Origin of the sequence: Sphingomonas sanguinis, from assembly GCF_001476905.1 — a bacterium.
Lineage (GTDB): Bacteria > Pseudomonadota > Alphaproteobacteria > Sphingomonadales > Sphingomonadaceae > Sphingomonas > Sphingomonas sanguinis_B.
Window position 1 is genome coordinate 1 of record NZ_LDTE01000221.1, and the last position, 505, is coordinate 505.

Genomic DNA, 505 nt, shown 5'->3' on the forward strand with positions numbered 1-505 from the left:
TCCAGCCGCGCCGCCATGGCCACCGCGGCCAGACCCGCCAGGGCGCCGCGCAGGGCATAGATCCAGATGGTGATGGTGCGTACCTTGATGCCCGACAACCGCGCGACCTCGGCGCTGCCGCCCATGGCATAGAGGTTGCGGCCACCGGCGCGAAAGCGCAGGAACACCCAGGCGACCAGCAGCATCAGCAAAAACAGCCCGACGGTGACCGAGAGGAAGCCGAAGTGCCGCACCGTGGCCAGACTGGTGAACCAGTCCGGAAAGCCGACGATCTGGCGACCGTCGGTGAGGATGTTGGCCAGGCCGCGGGCCACCGACATCATGGTCAGGGTGGCGATGAAGGCGGGTAGCCGGGCGCGGGCGATGAGCAGGCCCGAGACCAGGCCGCAGACCAGGCCGCCGAGGATGGCGGCGGGAATCGCCAGACCCAGCGGCCAGCCGATGTCCTGATAGAGCCAGCCCAGCAGCATCATGGAAAAGGCCAGCACCGAGCCCACGAGACTAA

The 505-nt window shown here is 68.1% G+C and carries 1 protein-coding gene; it reads right to left on the reverse strand.

Annotated elements, in window-relative coordinates:
* On the reverse strand, nucleotides 1-473 hold a 473-nt coding region (locus tag SB4_RS18700; protein ID WP_420893907.1), incomplete at its 3' end, for an ABC transporter permease.
* Nucleotides 474-505: the final 32 nt, after the last annotated feature.